At 70.6% G+C, this 14,977-nt stretch carries 15 protein-coding genes and 1 pseudogene; 10 read left to right on the top strand and 6 right to left on the bottom strand.

Annotated features, from left to right (window positions below; translation table 11 throughout):
• The first annotated feature begins 409 nt into the window (after positions 1–409).
• On the top strand, positions 410–670 hold the full coding sequence (locus AC07GB_RS39555; RefSeq protein WP_478854395.1) for a hypothetical protein: 261 nt from the start codon (positions 410–412) through the stop codon (positions 668–670).
• Between the two features lie 275 nt (positions 671–945).
• Here AC07GB_RS39555 and AC07GB_RS39550 read toward each other — a convergent pair whose 3' ends face one another.
• The 3 genes from AC07GB_RS39550 to AC07GB_RS39540 all read right to left on the bottom strand — a co-directional run bounded on the left by AC07GB_RS39550 (position 946) and on the right by AC07GB_RS39540 (position 2,510).
• A complete protein-coding gene (locus AC07GB_RS39550; protein WP_478854393.1) occupies positions 946–1,323 on the bottom strand; it encodes a fic family toxin-antitoxin system, toxin component in 378 nt (125 codons plus the stop codon).
• Positions 1,323–1,562: a hypothetical protein gene (locus AC07GB_RS39545; protein ID WP_478854392.1), complete on the bottom strand. Its 240-nt coding sequence runs from the start codon at positions 1,560–1,562 to the stop codon at positions 1,323–1,325. Before AC07GB_RS39545 ends, AC07GB_RS39550 begins: the two co-directional genes overlap by 1 nt.
• Positions 1,563–1,808: 246 nt before the next feature.
• Positions 1,809–2,510 carry an ANTAR domain-containing protein gene (locus AC07GB_RS39540; protein WP_478854390.1) on the bottom strand — a complete coding sequence of 234 codons (702 nt, stop codon included), beginning with the start codon at positions 2,508–2,510 and terminating at the stop codon, positions 1,809–1,811.
• A 250-nt stretch (positions 2,511–2,760) separates the two neighbouring features.
• On the opposite strand from AC07GB_RS39540, the gene AC07GB_RS39535 reads away from it, so the two are divergent.
• The 7 genes from AC07GB_RS39535 (at position 2,761) to AC07GB_RS39505 (ending at position 10,287) form a co-directional block, all read left to right on the top strand.
• Positions 2,761–3,123 (top strand): STAS domain-containing protein, encoded by a 363-nt coding sequence (locus AC07GB_RS39535; protein ID WP_478854388.1) that lies wholly within the window; start codon positions 2,761–2,763, stop codon positions 3,121–3,123.
• The gene (locus tag AC07GB_RS39530; RefSeq protein ID WP_478854386.1) at positions 3,120–4,052 is read left to right on the top strand and encodes an anti-sigma factor RsbA family regulatory protein; all 933 of its coding nucleotides are present in this window, start codon (positions 3,120–3,122) and stop codon (positions 4,050–4,052) included. Before AC07GB_RS39535 ends, AC07GB_RS39530 begins: the two co-directional genes overlap by 4 nt.
• Positions 4,053–4,244: 192 nt before the next feature.
• Complete coding sequence (locus AC07GB_RS39525; protein ID WP_478854384.1) at positions 4,245–4,670, top strand: hypothetical protein; 426 nt, start codon at positions 4,245–4,247, stop codon at positions 4,668–4,670.
• Positions 4,671–5,506: 836 nt separating this feature from the next.
• Positions 5,507–6,937 carry a family 2B encapsulin nanocompartment shell protein gene (locus AC07GB_RS39520; protein ID WP_478854397.1) on the top strand — a complete coding sequence of 477 codons (1,431 nt, stop codon included), beginning with the start codon at positions 5,507–5,509 and terminating at the stop codon, positions 6,935–6,937.
• The gene (locus AC07GB_RS39515; RefSeq protein ID WP_478854382.1) at positions 6,937–8,055 is read left to right on the top strand and encodes a family 2 encapsulin nanocompartment cargo protein terpene cyclase; all 1,119 of its coding nucleotides are present in this window, start codon (positions 6,937–6,939) and stop codon (positions 8,053–8,055) included. The genes AC07GB_RS39520 and AC07GB_RS39515 overlap by 1 nt, the downstream gene beginning before the upstream one ends.
• Positions 8,052–8,909, top strand: coding sequence for a geranyl diphosphate 2-C-methyltransferase (locus AC07GB_RS39510; RefSeq protein WP_478854380.1), 858 nt, complete (start codon positions 8,052–8,054; stop codon positions 8,907–8,909). The genes AC07GB_RS39515 and AC07GB_RS39510 overlap by 4 nt, the downstream gene beginning before the upstream one ends.
• A gap of 385 nt (positions 8,910–9,294) precedes the next feature.
• Positions 9,295–10,287 carry an L-threonylcarbamoyladenylate synthase gene (locus AC07GB_RS39505; protein WP_478854378.1) on the top strand — a complete coding sequence of 331 codons (993 nt, stop codon included), beginning with the start codon at positions 9,295–9,297 and terminating at the stop codon, positions 10,285–10,287.
• 27 nt (positions 10,288–10,314) lie between these two features.
• Here AC07GB_RS39505 and AC07GB_RS39500 read toward each other — a convergent pair.
• Positions 10,315–10,482, bottom strand: a pseudogene (locus AC07GB_RS39500) (carbonic anhydrase); the annotation flags it as partial.
• A gap of 411 nt (positions 10,483–10,893) precedes the next feature.
• A complete protein-coding gene (locus tag AC07GB_RS39495) occupies positions 10,894–11,226 on the bottom strand; it encodes an ANTAR domain-containing protein (RefSeq protein ID WP_478854376.1) in 333 nt (110 codons plus the stop codon).
• A 984-nt stretch (positions 11,227–12,210) separates the two neighbouring features.
• Between AC07GB_RS39495 and AC07GB_RS39490 the strand changes: the two genes are divergently transcribed.
• Together AC07GB_RS39490 and AC07GB_RS39485 are read left to right on the top strand one after the other, a co-directional pair.
• The gene (locus AC07GB_RS39490) at positions 12,211–12,702 is read left to right on the top strand and encodes a DUF2243 domain-containing protein (RefSeq protein WP_478854374.1); all 492 of its coding nucleotides are present in this window, start codon (positions 12,211–12,213) and stop codon (positions 12,700–12,702) included.
• Entirely contained in the window at positions 12,699–13,529 is an 831-nt protein-coding gene (locus AC07GB_RS39485; protein WP_478854372.1) for a cytochrome c oxidase assembly protein, read from the top strand. The genes AC07GB_RS39490 and AC07GB_RS39485 overlap by 4 nt, the downstream gene beginning before the upstream one ends.
• Before the next feature lie 305 nt (positions 13,530–13,834).
• Here the strand turns inward: AC07GB_RS39485 and AC07GB_RS39480 are convergent, their stop codons facing one another.
• Positions 13,835–14,338: a DUF1360 domain-containing protein gene (locus AC07GB_RS39480; RefSeq protein ID WP_478854370.1), complete on the bottom strand. Its 504-nt coding sequence runs from the start codon at positions 14,336–14,338 to the stop codon at positions 13,835–13,837.
• Between the last annotated feature and the right edge of the window lie 639 nt (positions 14,339–14,977).

Raw genomic sequence — 14,977 nt, 5'->3', positions numbered from 1 at the left:
CCCCCCCCCCCCCCCCCCCCCCCCCCCCCCCCCCCCCCCCCCCCCCCCCCCCCCTGCCCCCCCCCCCCCCCCCCCCCCCCCCCCCCCCCCCCCCCCCGCCAGGCGCCTGCCGTCCCGGGAGGACGAACTGCGTGCAGCCGAAGGCCGTATCGCCGACGAGCCCCGGGCCCTGGCCGGGCTGCGAGACGACTCCTGACAGCGCGCGGCCCCGAGCCTGCGGCTGCGCCCCGCCCGGGCAGGAGCCCCCTGATGGCCGGTCCACGGGACGGCCCTCGAACCCTAGGCGTCGAGGCGGCGATGGGATGTGCAGAGGGCTGCCCCGCCCGTTCACCGCGACTCGGGCAGGGTCATGATGGGTGGGCAGGGGTTCCCATTGCTCCCATTGCGCCACCGAGGTGAGGAAGTCGACATGAGCGACAGTCCGAGCGCCAACGACAGTGCCGCCACCTTGTACGGGCCGGTCTCTCTCGGTCTGGGAGGCGCCGCGGTCACCGCTTCCCTCTTCAGCGCTGTCATCGGCATCGCGTTCGCACTTCTGGCGGGCGTACTCGCGGTGACCTTCGGCCTGTTGGGGCTGATCAGTGGCTTCCATCGGAATCAGTCGCTGACTGGGCTGCTCATCGGGAGCGTCGGTGTGATCTTCTTCGCCGTCTTTGTCGGAGGGTTCTGAGGCGCACCGCGCGCCCGTGTGCCCGGCGTGACCGCTTCCACGACGCCGTCCCTCCTGCCGGACGCCGACCCGCCCACGGCCCTCACTCAGGACTACGAGCACATCCGGAGCCGGTCACCCGCAAAGGTGCGTACAGGGTGAAACGCAGAGGCAGTTCGGACGTCTCGTTCTGAGGGCTTCACCCAGTGGGCGAGCCCGCCCGCGCTGGAGTACTTCGGGCTGGTGCTCGGGTGTTGAGCGGCGCGCTGCGTGCAGGGAGTCGTCGTGTGGGTGGGTCAGGTGGTGGTGGGCCAGGTCCGCAGGAGCGTGGCGATCTTCCTGGTGGTGCAGGTGGGGTCCAGGAGGAGGTCTTTGAGGGCGGTGGCGTGTTCGCGGGTGGGTTTGACGGTGATGCCGGTGGCTTCGAGGTACATGACGCCGGTGGCGGCGGCGACCGCGAGGTTGGAGCGCTCCAGCCAGCGGCAGCGGCCCAGGGTGTGGACCAGGGCGGCGGCTTTGGCGTACGGGCCGTCATAGACGGGCTGTTCGAACAGCTCGGCGCGGTGGCGGGCGACGGCCGCGATGGGGACGCCGTAGTCGTCGGGGGCGGGATCGTCGGCCCCGGCGGCCTCGGCCACGTTCAGGATCCAGGAGACGTCGATGTGCAACTCCATCAGGCCGCGTGCGCTCCCCGCGATTCCTGCTGGGCCTGCTCGGCCTCGTCGAAGACCGCCTGGTGCTCGGCGAGGAATCCGGCGGCCGCGCCCACTGCCCGTGCGCGCAGGCCGCTGGCGTCCTCCTGCACCAGCCGGGCCAGGTAGTCGCCGATGCTCAGTCCCAGGTCGGCGGCGCGCTTCTTGGCCAGGTCCGCGACGTCCTGGTCCACGCGTGCGCCCAGTTGTGTCTTCGCCATACCACGAATGGTAACAGGTGTTACCAGGCTGTCCAGGGAGGTACGGGCCGCGGCGCCGCCCGTGGGTCGACCGGCCCCCGCCCCTTCCGGTCGGACAGCCTCAGCCTGTAGGTGTCCGGTGCGTCGGGGTGCGGGGTCCTGTCCGGTGGCCGCGGCGGCCAGCCGACCGCGAAGCTGTACACCGATCACGCCTGTTCCCCGTCAGGTGTGGCGTGTTGAGCCTTTCGGCCAAGTGGATCTTGGGTGTCAAGTGCCGCCCCGGCGAGCTACGGCCTGCCGCAACGCGGCCCGGATCTCCTGTGGGGGCCGGGATCCGATGGTGCTGTTGGTGATGGCCGTGGCGAGAACGCGTAGTTTGATGTTGGTGTGCTGTGAGGACTTGACAAGGATGTCCCATGCCTGGTCGGCCGAGCACCCCTCGGTGGCCATCAGCACGCCCCGTGCCTGGTCGATGACGGGCCGGGAGGCGATCGCCTGGTGCAGCTGCTCCACCTGGTCCCGCAGCTTGCTGATCTGTTCCGCCCGTTCCTGAGCGACGGCCGAGTGGGCAAGGTCGTGCGCGCTGTGGTGCTCTGGGGGCGCGTCGGAACCGGACGGTGGCGTGGACAGTGCGTCCTCGGGAGCGTCGACGAGTCCGGTGCCGGATAGTTCCAGGACCCGACGGGGCTGGCCTTGCCAGCCGGTCGCGGTGATGGGGATGCCTCTGCTGCGGCCGAATTCGTGTGCGTGGTCCAGGAACTGCAGTCCGGCGGAGTCCATGAACGTGACCTGCTCCATGGCCAGCTGGATCGATGACGTCTGCAGGGGCAACTCAGCCAGGGCCTTGTCCAGGACCTCCGCACAGCCGTAGATGAGTTCCCCGGCCGGGGCGAGCACGGCCTGGCTTCCGTAGAGGCGGCAGTGGATGCGCACGGCGTCCGCGCCCGCTGCGAGGTGACGTCCACCCATGGGAATCCCTTCCGGCGATAGGCACGCTCGACGGTCTGCGCGCCGCAGCTACGACCTCGGTGTCGCCGGGTTGTCAGGATTCTGACAACCCGGCCCGGAAGTGCTGCTACCCAGGGCGTAGTGACATACTCCGACCCGCACCGTTTCAAGCCGCCGGGAACGCGTCGGCCGGGTATGCCGCAAGGGGGGCAGCGCGATCGGGGCCCGGGAGCAGATACTGGCAAGGTCCGAAGGGGATCGGGAGGGTGATGTGAACGGCCCGCACAACGGGTACCCGCCAGTGGGCGAAACACCGCCTGATGTCGGCCAGTTGCAGTTCCGTCCGCTGACGGGCCGAGCGGGCCTGAGCGTGACCGGCGAGGTCTGCCTGCCCACGTACTCCGTGTGGGAGCAGGCCCTGGAGCGGGTGATCGAGGAGCACGACGACCCGTACTACCTGGATCTGTCGGCCGTCACCTTCATCGACATGGCCGGGGCCACCGCCCTGGCGGTCACCGCCCAGCGCTTGGACCTTGGACAGCGAATCGTCGTGAACCGTCCGCCGCACACGTTGAACCGGCTGCTGGAGCTTTTCTGGCCCGATCTGTCAGCCATCGAGGTGGCCACCTCATGAGTGTCACAGCAGAGACCAACCCCTTCGTCCACCCGGCCCTGTTCTACCGGGGCGAGCAGGAGTACCTGGCCGGCACGGTGCCCTTCATCCGCGCGGGCCTTGAAGCAGGCGAGCCGGTGGCCGTGGCGGTGCCCGCAGCCAATCTCGACCTCATCCGTGCCGCCCTGGGCGACCTGGCCGCGCATGTGCGGATGCTCGACATGACCCAGGCGGGGCGCAACCCGGGCCGGATCATCCCGCGGGTCCTGCGCGCCTTCGCCGACGCCCACCCTGCTGCGCGGGTCCGTATCATCGGTGAGCCGATCTGGGCCGGCCGCACCGAGACGGAATATCCCGCCTGCGTCCAGCACGAAGCGTTGATCAACTTGGCGTTCCGGGGCCGGGAGGCGACGATCCTGTGCCCCTACGACGAAGCCGGCTTGGAGGAATCCGTCCTGGCCGACGCATACGCCACGCACCCCACGGTCATCCGATCCGGTACGCAGACCGCCAGCGCGGCCTACGCGCCCGAGGCGGTGGTCGCCCGCTACAACCAGCCCCTGAAATCGCCCGATGACGCGGCAGGGATGACCTACACCAAGGAATCCCTGGCGGATGCCCGGCATCACGCCACTCGTCGGGCAGCCGACCTGGGCCTGCCCGAGGCCCGTCTGGAGGATCTGGCCCTGGCGGTCGCGGAGTTGACGACGAACAGCGTGGTGCACGGCGGCGGGACGGGCACGCTGCGCCTGTGGCGTGACGACCAGCATGTCGTGTGCGAGGTGCGCGACGCAGGCCACCTCAGCGACCCGCTCGCCGGCCGGTGCCCTCCTCCACGAGACCAGCGCGGGGGGCGAGGTCTGCTCCTGGCGAACGTAGTTGCTGACCTGGTGCGTATCCACGCCATGGCGGCCCAGGGCACTGTGATCCACTGCTATTTCCGCTGCTGACCGTCGACCGTTCGAACTCCTTGAGTTCGACGACCGGCTTCGGCAGGGCGGGCCTCGGAGGCTGGAGGCCCCGTAGTAGTCCGAGCGGAGAACGGTGGCGCTGCGGTCTTCCCTGCATCGCCGGAACCACCTACGTCTTCCAGGGCATCCACCACCCGTCCCCGGCTCTGGTCAGCGTCGTCTACGGCGTCAATGCGATCGGCGACATGGTCAGGCAGTCTCGCCTACGGCCGCCTGTCCGCCGCTGGAACCACGGAGAGCCTGCTCGCGGCCAGCAGCGCGGTGGCGTTGACCCGCCCCGTGGTCCTGCTGCTCGTCCCAGTGAGCGCCGGCAGCACCGTGGTGGTGACCTGGCTCTGCCTGCTGCTCGCCGTCACCTCCTTCGGCGTGTTCTTTCCCGCTGTGGTCACCCTCGCCCAGAGCCGCGGACACGCGGCTCCGGGAGCCGCATCCGCTCTGCCGGGAGGCCGGCAGTTCCTCTTCGGAGCGGCTGCTTCCCTGCTGGTCGGCCTGTTCGGTACCCACAGTTCTGTGCCCATGACTGTGCTCATGGCCGCTTGCCTCGCCCTGGCCGCGCTCGCCGCCGTCGCCCCACGGAGCCGCGGCCAAGGAAGGTGACCTGCGGTGCGAGCTGCCCCGTGTATCAGGGGCATCGGACAGGTCCTTCGGTCCGGCGCGATCGGATCATATGGCGATTCGCCCCGGAGTCCTCGCACGGAGGGCTGTTGCCGGCCTTGGTGCTGGCGCCCTGGTCCTCCGGGTCACGTACGAGGAATCAGTGCGGCCAAGATGCCCGCGGTGCCTGCGGAGCGGTGCCGAACCGGGCGAGCTTGTCCTTCAGCACCTCCCTCCGGCTCCCGCCCGCCACCCCCCCCCCGCAGAGCTGTGCACCACGGCTCATCGTCTTGCGCACATGTGTGCAGCGTCCCATGCGAGATGCAGTACGCATACCTGTCCTGGTCACGCAGGACGCGCGATCCTCGCGCTGCCCCACTGGAACGGCCACGGTCTCAACTCGCACGAGGGCCCTGGCCGCCTCCGGTTCCTGCGCGGCCGCGCAGGAATCCGCGCCGCAGCCGCCCGCCCCCGCCACGGTGCGTTCGCTCCACTAGGGCCTGTCCGATGGGTCGGCGCGGCGTCGCGACGCCTGGCACGCACGCTCGCCGCGTTGCCGAAATGCCCTAGTAGCTCCGCTACGAGGACATCCCGGCGCCTTGCGATCGCACGCACCAGACGCCGCTCCTTGCTCCACGCCGACCCACCGGACAGGCCCTAGCCCTGTCAGCTTGCCGATCGCAAGCGGTGACTCTTGACTGAGGTGGGCTGTCACCCGTCCGGGGGCGGAAACAGGGCCAGGTGGCGGCGTCTTTCCAGGTGACATGCGCCAGCACGGCAAGGGCCGGTCGAGCGCTGCGCCGGTGACACAAGAAGGCAGGCTCCCCATGCCGGAATCCATGCCCTCCAGCGAGGGCTTCGCGGATGCGCAGGACCCGCTGCACTTCCTGTCGCAGACGAGTCTGAGTACGGCGGCAGCGCGCAATCTCGCCGACACGACCAAGTCCTTGCCGCAGATGCGGGGGATCTCCTCGCGCTGGCTGCTGCGGATCCTGCCCTGGGTGCAGGTGGCAGGCGGTACGTACCGGGTGAATCAGCGCCTGACGTACACGGTGGGCGACGGACGCTTCGACCTGGACGTCCACGGCTCCCAAATACGGGTGATCCCACAGGAATTGCGGGAAATCCCGCTGCTGCGGGACTTCACCGACAGCCAGGTGCTCAGCACTGTGGCCGATGCGTTCGAGCAGCGGGAGGCCGCTGCCGGGGAGGTGATCGCCGCCGCCGGGCAGCACGCCGACCGCATCGTGGTCATCGCACACGGCAAGGTGGACAAGGCCGGGCAGGGCGAGTACGCCGGGCAGGCCTCGCACGGCACCCTCACCGACGGTGACTACTTCGGCGAGCAGTGTCTCACCTCGGAGCAGCCGTGGCAGTTCACGTTCACGGCCATGACGCCCTGCACGCTGATGGTGCTGGACCGCGCGGAGTTCACGCGGATCAAGAGCCGCGCGCCGGGGCTCGCCGAGCACATCACGGCCCACACCGCCCGTCCGCGGCCGCGGACGAACCGGCGCGGGGAGGCGGAGATCGAAGTGGCCTCCGGGCACAGCGGCGAGCCCGCGCTGCCCGGCACCTTCGTCGACTACGAGACATCGCCCAGGGAGTATCCACTGCAGGTCGCCCAGAGCGTGCTGCGTGTCCACGCGCGCGTGGCCGACCTCTACAACGGGCCGATGGACCAGACCGAACAGCAACTGCGGCTGACCATCGAGGCGGTACGCGAGCGCCAGGAACACGAGATGATCAACCATCCCGAGTTCGGGCTGCTGCACAACGCCGACCCCGCCCAGCGCATCTCCACCCGCACCGGGCCGCCCACCCCCGACGACATGGACGAGCTGCTGTCCATGCGGCGGCAGACCACGTTCTTCCTCGCCCACCGGCGCACCATCGCCGCGTTCGCCCGCCAGTGCACCCGCGCGGGGATCTTCGAGCCGGGCACCGAGTTCAACGGCCATCACGTCGTCGCATGGCGCGGGGTGCCGTTTCTGCCCTGCAACAAGATCCCCATATCGGATTCGCTCACCAGCTCCGTCATCGCGCTGCGCACCGGGGAGGACAACGGCGGTGTGATCGGCCTGCACCAGACGGGCCTGCCGGACGAGTACGAGCCCAGCCTGTCCGTGCGGTTCATGGGCATCGACGACAAGGCTGTCATCTCCTACCTGGTCAGCGCCTACTTCTCCGTGGCCGTGCTGCTGCCCAGCGCCCTGGGAATCCTGCAGAACGCCGAGATCGGCCACTACGACAGCACCGGGGAGCGGTGATGCACCCCGTACCGACCGGGCCGACCGGTCTGGGCACCGAGGCCGCCCGCCTCCTCTCCCGCCGCCCCGCCCACCCCGGCGGCGCCACAGCGACGGTGCCCGAGCTGCACACCTGCGGGCCGCTGCGCGACGACCGCGCCCTGGGGGAGGAGGTCAACGACCGGCTCCTCGAGTGGGCAGCGGACGTCGGCATCTACCCGGGACGTCTGGAGGAAGTCCGTGCCGCCGGCTTCGGGCGCCTCATCATGCTCTGCTACCCCGACACCGACGACGTCGAGCGTCTGCTGGTACCGGCGCGGTGCACGCTGGCGGCCTGGGCGATGGACGACCACTACTGCGATGACGCCACGCTCGGCGCGGCTCCCCACCTCCTTGGCTCCCGCCTGGCCCCCGTCGCCGCGGCCGCGGACCGACTGCGTCTGCCGGGCCGTTACGCCGACGAATTCGAAGGCGCCCTACGCAAGGACCCCGTCCTGATGGCGGTGCGCTCAGCGATAGAGCAGCTGGCCCGTACGGCCGCCCCCGCCCAAGTCACCCGCGCCCGCCACGCCCTGACCTCGCTGCTGCCCGGCATGGCCCAGGAGGCCAGCTGGCGCGCCGCCTGCCGCACCCCCGCGGTGTGGGAGTACCTGATCAGCCGGCAGGCCAACAGCTTCCGCCCCTGTCTGACGGTGATCGACGCGGTCGGCGGCTACCAGCTCACCGACGACGTCTGGTCCGACCCGCGTCTGCAGCACACCGTCACCACCGCGACCCTGGCCGCCTGCCTGCCCAACGACCTGTACTCGGTGCACCGTGAAGCCCACGGCACAGGGCAGGACTTCAACCTGCCGCTGGCCATCGCCGCCGAAGACAACTGCTCCCTGTCCGAAGCGATCGAACGCAGCGCCGCCCTCCACAACCAGCTGATGCACCACTACGAGGCACAAGCAGCCACCCTCGCCCTGGCCGGACCGCCCGAACTGCGCCGCTACCTGGCCGGCATCAGCGCCTGGTGCGGCGGCAACCACGCCTGGCACCACAACAACCCCCGCTACACCTTCCCCGCACCCGGCCCCCTCACCTCACAGCCTCCCCTCAGACAGCAGAAGACCAGCGACGAAGGAGCCCCGACATGACCACCACCCCCACCACTCCGGTACTGCGCACCGACTACCAGCGCGCCGTGGCCGCGTACTGGGACACCCACCAGCACGACGACGTCAACCTGCGGCTCGGCGAGGTCGACGGCCTCTACCACCACCACTACGGCATCGGACCGTACGAACCCGCCGTCCTCAAGGAGCCGGAGCACCTCCGCGACCAGCGGATCACCGGCGAACTGCACCGTCTGGAAAGCGCCCAGGCCGACCTGCTCCTGGGCCACCTCGGCCCGCTGTCTCCCAGCGACCGCGTCCTGGACGCCGGCTCAGGACGCGGCGGCACCAGCTTCATGGCCCACCAGCGATACGGCTGCCAGGTCGACGGCGTATCCATCTCCCAGTACCAGGTCGGCTTCGCCAACGCCCAGGCCGAACAGCGCGGCGTGGCCGACCAGGTGCGATTCCACTTCCGCAACATGCTCGACACCCGACTGCCCACCGGATCTCTGCGGGCCGTATGGACCAACGAGACGACCATGTACGTCGACCTGACCGAAGCATTCGCAGAGTTCTCCCGCCTGCTGGAGCCCGGCGCACGGTATGTGTGCATCACCGGCTGCTCCAACGACGTCACCGGCGGCCGCTCCCAAGCCGTCAGCCGCATCGACAGCCACTACACCTGCAACATCCACCCCCGCAGCACCTACTTCACCGCACTCGCCGCCAACGGACTCGTCCCCATCAACGTCATCGACCTGACCGCCCAGGCCATCCCCTACTGGGAACTGCGCGCCCGATCCTCCCTCGCCACCGGCATCGAGCAGTCCTTCCTCACCGCTTACCGCGAGGGCAGCTTCCACTACCTGCTCATCGCCGCCGACCGCACATGACCCCCATGCGCTGAACGCCCCCGCCCAGCCGGAGCAGTCGAAGCGTCTGGTCACGCCCCGCCCCCTCTCTGAACCGTGCGTGCGCCCCCGCCGGCATGGTGGACTGCGTGCCGGGTGCCGAGCGGGGTGTAGAGGCCGGCAAGATCGCACAAGGGGATCCGGGTGTGATCGAGGATGAGAGGGCGGGCTCTGCCGGCCATCTCATGCGCGGTTCGTCCGCACGGCTCGCCCGCCGCGGTCGGCATCCAGCTCGCCTGCGAGCGTGCCAGCATCGCGCCGGTGTCTACGGGCCGGAACCACGCGCACGAGCATGAGGAAGCCCAAGGGCTCAGCGGGCGGCGGAGGGCTGGTTCGGGCGGGTGCGGAGCGGTGGGAGAATGCCGCGGTGACGGCACAAACCTTTGATATCGACAAGGCAGCCGGTGTGCTGCGCTCCGGCGGCCTGGTGGCGCTGCCGACCGAGACGGTCTACGGTCTGGGCGCCAACGCCGAGGACCCGGCCGCCGTCGCGCGGATCTTCGAGGTCAAGGGGCGGCCGCCGTCCCACCCGCTGATCGTCCACATCGGGGGCGCGGAGCAGTTGGACGCCTGGGTCGCGGACGTTCCCGCCACCGCGCGGCTGCTGGCCGAACACTTCTGGCCGGGTCCGCTGACGCTGGTACTACGGCGTGGGCACCGGGTGCCGCTGGAGGCGACGGGCGGGCTGGAGACGGTGGCGGTGCGGGTGCCCGATCATCCGGTCGCGCTGGCATTGCTGGAGTCCTTCGGCGGCGGCATCACGGCGCCGTCCGCCAACCGGTTCGGCGCGGTGAGTCCCACGACGGCGGAGCACGTGCTCGCTGAGCTGGGTGACGCGGTCGACTTCGTGCTGGACGGCGGGGCCTGCGCGGTGGGGGTGGAGTCGACGATCGTGGATGTCACGGGCGAGGTGCCGAGCATTCTGCGACCCGGCGGTGTGACGCGCGAGGACCTCGAGGCGGTGCTGGGGCACTCGCTCGCGGTTCCGGAGGCCAGCCCCGTTCGGGTGCCGGGGCAGCATCCCTCGCACTACGCCCCGCGGGCGCGGGTGGTCCTCGTCGAGCCCGAGCAGCTCGCCGTCGAAGCGGAGCGTGCCCAGGCGGCCGGCCGTCAGGTAGGGGTGCTGCTGCCGCCCGGTGTCGTGGATGACCTGGTCACGGCGCACGCAGTGATCGAGCTGCCCGCCTCGCTGGCTGCCTATGCGCGTGGCTTGTACGGCTTCCTGCGCGACCTGGACCGTCAAGGCTGCGACCTCATCGTCGCGTCCCTGCCGGCCAAGGAAGGGCTGGGCGGTGCGATCGCCAATCGGCTGCGCCGCGCCGCAGGACCACGACCCCTCCCTGAGCCCCAGGAACGCTGAAACCCTCGGCTGGCCGGTCGGCGGGGTTCAGCGCTCGTCGACGGCTGTCTTGCTCAAGCCGTGAAAGGCGACCAACTGGGCGCTGCCGTCGGTCAGCCGGCAGGACAGACCCACCACCGCCAGGCGCCCGGCGGCGACCTTCTCGACCAGCACCCGGGAGCGGTCCATCAGCAGACCCGCGGTGTTCTGTATGTGGGAGCATCCGAACCGGAGGGCGCTGGTCCCACACAAGCCGAAGGCCTTGGAGCGGGCGGGCGTGGCTGCCGTACGAGGTCACGGGGGGCAGGGGGCCCAGGAAGGCGGTGATGTCACCGCCGCGGGTGCCCTCGCGCGGCTGGGCGGCGCGCTGCGGCTGCTGGCCGACGGGCTGACCGGCGGCCTCCAGGGGAGCGGCGGGGATGGCCACCGGCCCGTACGGCGGCTGATCCGCAGGGGGCGGCTTCGAGCTGCATGAGCGCGCGGCCGTCGAGCGGCGCCCCCCCGGGGGGGCGGGTCCGCCGGATGGGCGTTAGTGATTCACATCACTGGATACTGGGGTCTGTGGCGGGTTCGGCAGTGAGCTTGCCCTCCGCTTCTCGTCATCCTCGGCGGGAAGCGGGGCGCGTCTCACCGCGCCGGTGCCGCGCTCGGCGTGCTCGCACGCTCGCATTGACGCATCCGCACCTGCCGTTCCAGCTCGTTACGGAGGGGTTCACACAGGGTGCCGGTATGCCCCCATTGCACTACTTGTTCGGCTACGTAGCGCAGTTTGGTGTTGGTGCGCATCGAGATTTCACGCAGGACGTCCCAGGCCTCCTCGGGGGTCGACTGCCCCACGGCGAGCACCACGCCGATGGCTTGGTCGACTGTCGCGTGCGCGTGCACGGCGTGCTTGAGCTGCGTGACCTCTGTTTCGAGTTCCTGGATCCTGTCTGCGGCGTTCTGGGGCCCGCACAACACAGCAGATCTCCGATCAACCGGGGGAGTCGGTCTTTTCTTAAGAGTCCGCGCCCCGCACAAGCCGTGCAACCCCCGTCCGCTCCCTCGGCGCGGGCTGCGGCGACGCGTTGACCTGTCGATCAACGCGCCCGCGGCGCCTGACGTGCCCAGCGATGCCGCTACCGCGCCATCCGCCGTGACTGGCTTTCGACGGCTCAGGCGCGGCCCGGGTGATGGCCGCCTGAAAGACGGGAAGCCTGGCTATGGACCTCTCAAGCGCCATGCCCAACGGGAGTCATCCCGCGTCCTCCCGGGCGCTTGATCGAGGAACGGGCCCCGCCTCCGAGGAGGGAGCACTCCCAGGTGGGGCCCGCGCAGGCCTGCCGGCACCACAGCAGCCTGCCCGCCCCGGCGAAGCACCGTCTCCACGCGGAACGGTCCAGCCTCCAGCGTCGCGCATGACGCCCGAACAGGAGCGGAACTTTCCGGGCAAACCCGCCAGGCGGCCGGGCGCAGTACTGATGCACCCGGCGTACCCCGCCACCAGCCTCATCGGCTGGGCAGGCCCGCCGCCCGCGCCGGACGACTAGTGGGGGAGTCCCCCTCGGTCATGGTGCGCCGCGCCCACGCCGGACCGGTCCGTGTCGCAGGCCCCGGCCGCCCTGGACGTCGGAGCCGTTCCTCCTCGCGGACGGCCACCTTGACGTCCCGACGGGCCCGGGGCTCGGCACGGAGCCGATCCCTGGCATCCCGGATGAGGCCACCACGTCCCGCGAATGGGTCGCGTCTCAGCCCCCACGTGCTGATGGCGGATTCGGGGCGCCATGGAGGGGAGGCCACCCGGCCGGAGCGTGGAAGACCGCGTTGATTCCCGGCAGGGGGGAAGCATATGACCCGATGCCCTCGCACCGAGCAGATGCGGACGGCGACAGGGGCACCCGCGTGCCCCACTGCGTGTCTCGACAGGGAGAATCGCCCGACCGTCACTTCCCGGACAGGAGCCTCATGAACGCGTCGGTCCGCCCCCGCACAACCGCTGAAGCGCGCCCCGAGCCGCGCAGGTCGGTCGCGGTATGCGGGGTGATCGGCATGGCGACCATGGCGGCGCTCGACGAGATCGTCTTCCACCAGATCCTGGGGTGGCACCACTTCTACGACCGGTCCACCCGCGCCGTGGGTCTCATGTCCGACGGCTTGCTGCACTCGGGCGAACTGGTGGCCCTGGTCGCCGGGTTCTTCCTCTACGCCGACCTGCGCCGCCGCCGCGCCCTCGCACCGCGATTCGGATGGGGCGGATTCCTCCTGGGCCTGGGGTCCTTTCAAATGTTCGACGGGATCGTGGACCACAAGCTGCTGCGCCTGCACCAGATCCGCTACGGAGTCGATGTCACGCCCTACGACGTGGTGTGGAACGCCGCCGGTCTGTCGCTGCTCCTCGTAGGTGCGGCAGTGGTCGTTCACGCCGCCCGTCACGGCCGGGCCGCTTCCACGTCGTGAGCCTCGCGCACGCGGACCACGGCACGGCGGCGCCGGACCTGTTCGCCCTGTGCGCCGCGGCGGGCGCGGTGACGGCGGCCTGGGGGTATCTGCTGACCGCGGCCCGCCTGCGGCGGCGGCAGGACGCCTGGCCCTGGCCGCGGGACGCGTCCTTCACCGCCGGGTGTGCCGTACTGGCGTGGACCGCGCTGGGTGTCCTTCCCGGAGGTGCGTTCGGCTCCCACATGGTGCAGCACGTACTCCTCGGGATGGCGGCGCCCTTCCTGCTCGTTCTGGCACGGCCCTTGACCCTGACACTGCGAGCACTGCCGCCCGGAGCCGCGCGGCGCGCGCTGGTGGCCATCGCGCACTCCTCCCCGGTGCGCGCGCTGCTCTTCCCGCCCCTGGCGGCCCTGCTCGACGTCGGGGGACTGTGGCTGCTGTACCGCACCGAACTCTTCTCCGTCACACAGACCCACCCCTGGGCGGCCGCCCTGACGCACGTCCACGTCCTGGTGGCCGGTCTCCTGCTGGCGGCCGCCGTCTGCCAGCTCGAACCCGTGCGCCGTCGCTGGAGTGTCACCGTGCGGGGTGCCACGCTGCTGGGCGCCGGGGCCGCACATGGAGTGCTGGCCAAGGTGCTGTACGCGGCCTCACCGCCGGGCACCCACTTCTCGGCGGCCGACCTGCACGCCGGAGCCCAGATCATGTACTACGGCGGCGACCTGCTGGAAGCCGCGCTCGCCACCGTGCTCGCCGCCTCCTGGTACCGGACTCGCGGACGCGTCCACGCGCGACGCCCGGCGAGGGCGGCCCACACGCGGGCGGCCATCGCACACCGCCCGTGACTCAATGACTGGGTCGCGGGCAGGGCCCCTGCGCGCGGTCGCCAGGACGCCGACCCGGGAGAGCTGTCTGTGTCCAGGCGGCGCCACCGCCCCCCACCGCGAACGCCGTCAAGTTCCCGCTCAGCAGCACTCCGTAGGGGGAGTGCCGGCCGGAGACCGCGGCACCGCGCGACTGCCCGTGCCGTACGAAAGGAGAGAGGACCCGCCCATTGCGGGCGCGTGCCTGGCCGAAGCGCGCGGGTCAACTCACCGGCGGGGCTGTTCACCTGCGCGTGCGGAGGGAGGGCGTCCTCCCGCGCAGCAGGTCAACGTTCCGCTTGTTCCACGAGGGCCTCATGCGTGAACTGCAAGGCGTCCGAGAGAGTCAGAGCGGTCAGGACGCCGGTCACCGTGCGGGTGGCTTCCGGCCAAATGGCGCGCGCGCCGACGAAGGTGGTCACGATCCATACGCTCAGGCAGAACGGACAGCTGATCAGCTCGCCCACGGTTTCACGACAGGGTTCCTCACGGGGGGTTTCATTGAGTTCTGCCGGGGCGCCGGGTCCGTCCACGTGGGTGAACGGGGCGCGTACGGGCCGCGTGACCGTGGCCTTGGCGATCAGCCGACTGAGCTTGAACGTGGCAGTGCCGGTGAGAGCGAGTTCCCAAGGGCCGGGAGAGTCGGGCCGGGGACGCCCGATCCGGCGCTGGAGGGCGCTCCAGCCGGCCACGTATCCGGCGAAGCCGGCCATCACACCCACGTGCCCGCCGTGGGACCGCAAGCCCGGAAATGTCGTCATGCACGTGCCTCGTTCCGTCGGCTCGGCCATCGTGACAGCGTAGCCGCCATGATCGGCGGCAGGGTGCTGTCCGGGGGCTCGTGTACCCGGCTTGGGCCTGCGAACGCCTGGGTGGAGCGGCTCTGACGGGGCGTAGAACGATCGGGGCGGGCGGGCATGCCATCAGCTACCGCCCCCTCGGTGCCAAATCCCTCTTCAGGGCCGTGGCGCCGTGGTCTGCGGCGTCTACGAGGTCGGGCAGATCGTGCTGGTGTCACATCTCGTCGAGGAGGACGAACGGGAGGCGCGCGGAGGCGACAGGGACGATGCCTGGGTGCTCGATGAGGTGCTTCTGGGCGCTGGCATACACGTCCTTCGCGCTCGATCTGCCGGTGCGCGGCCTTCTCCTGGTAGGCGGACACGCCATCCTTGCCGACCTGCTCACGGATCGCGGGGGCGCCGGCGGCCAGAGGGACGGAGGCTCCGCCGTATGCCATTTTCAAGTGCCAAGCGCCAAGCCCCGGCGCGATCGGCGTGCTCCTGCCGTACGACATCCCGACGGCCGACATGATCCCCTTCGCACGCGAAGCGGACGCCTAGGGCCTGTCCGATGGGTCGGCGCGGCGTCGCGACGCCTGGCACGCACGCTCGCCGCGTTGCCGAAATGCCCTAGTAGCTCCGCTACGAGGA

This window comes from Streptomyces sp. NPDC045778 (genome assembly GCF_056431945.1).
The sequence above is the reverse complement of the archived record's forward strand: the minus strand, read 5'-3'. Positions and strand labels throughout refer to the sequence as shown.

Coding starts and splice junctions, on each gene's coding strand:
- AC07GB_RS39545 (WP_478854392.1), bottom strand. CDS start 1,562: ATGGCGAAGACACAACTGGGCGCACGCGTGGACCAGGACGTCGCGGAC.
- AC07GB_RS39540 (WP_478854390.1), bottom strand. CDS start 2,510: ATGGGTGGACGTCACCTCGCAGCGGGCGCGGACGCCGTGCGCATCCAC.
- AC07GB_RS39490 (WP_478854374.1), top strand. CDS start 12,211: ATGAACGCGTCGGTCCGCCCCCGCACAACCGCTGAAGCGCGCCCCGAG.
- AC07GB_RS39555 (WP_478854395.1), top strand. CDS start 410: ATGAGCGACAGTCCGAGCGCCAACGACAGTGCCGCCACCTTGTACGGG.
- AC07GB_RS39525 (WP_478854384.1), top strand. CDS start 4,245: ATGCGATCGGCGACATGGTCAGGCAGTCTCGCCTACGGCCGCCTGTCC.
- AC07GB_RS39480 (WP_478854370.1), bottom strand. CDS start 14,338: ATGGCCGAGCCGACGGAACGAGGCACGTGCATGACGACATTTCCGGGC.
- AC07GB_RS39550 (WP_478854393.1), bottom strand. CDS start 1,323: ATGGAGTTGCACATCGACGTCTCCTGGATCCTGAACGTGGCCGAGGCC.
- AC07GB_RS39530 (WP_478854386.1), top strand. CDS start 3,120: ATGAGTGTCACAGCAGAGACCAACCCCTTCGTCCACCCGGCCCTGTTC.
- AC07GB_RS39510 (WP_478854380.1), top strand. CDS start 8,052: ATGACCACCACCCCCACCACTCCGGTACTGCGCACCGACTACCAGCGC.
- AC07GB_RS39515 (WP_478854382.1), top strand. CDS start 6,937: ATGCACCCCGTACCGACCGGGCCGACCGGTCTGGGCACCGAGGCCGCC.
- AC07GB_RS39520 (WP_478854397.1), top strand. CDS start 5,507: ATGCCCTCCAGCGAGGGCTTCGCGGATGCGCAGGACCCGCTGCACTTC.